This is a genomic window from Bacillus sp. JJ1474 (assembly GCF_036965225.1).
Lineage (GTDB): Bacteria > Bacillota > Bacilli > Bacillales > Cytobacillaceae > Cytobacillus.
This window is the reverse complement of the sequence record NZ_JBALPC010000335.1, coordinates 1,198-1,620: the sequence shown is the minus strand read 5'-3', so window position 1 is coordinate 1,620 and position 423 is coordinate 1,198. Positions and strand designations below refer to the sequence as shown.

General features: G+C 29.8%; 1 protein-coding gene. It reads right to left on the bottom strand.

From position 1 onward, the window contains the following. The coding region (locus V7164_RS25490; protein WP_335355632.1) for a 3-isopropylmalate dehydrogenase at positions 1 to 228 on the bottom strand (228 nt) is incomplete at its 3' end. Positions 229 to 423 lie beyond the last annotated feature (195 nt).

The window sequence follows — 423 nt, the reverse complement described above, 5'->3', positions numbered from 1 at the left end:
GCTATTTATTAATAAATAGTATCCTACTTGCAAGCCGTAAAATATTGCAAAAGCATCACGAATAACCAAAAGTGCTAATACACCACCGATTGCCCCAAATAAAACTGCTGATAATAATATTGTAAAAGCCGAAAAGTATAGATTTTTCTTATTCTTGTAGGATATAAATCCAATAACATTTGCAACAACAATAAAAAAGCCTATAAGGATTAAGAAAAAATTGCTCATTTAACTCCCCTTTTATAAACATATTTTACCATTAAAACTAAAAACCTTGTTGAACTATTCTGCCACGATAGTTTAAGTAGATCACTTCACAATCTCACCTAAAATTTTAACATAAGTATCCAGATTTCTTTAAGAGGTTATTAAACAAAATGGCCCTAAACATAAGGAAAAAGCACAATTCTTGCTGCAGAATTG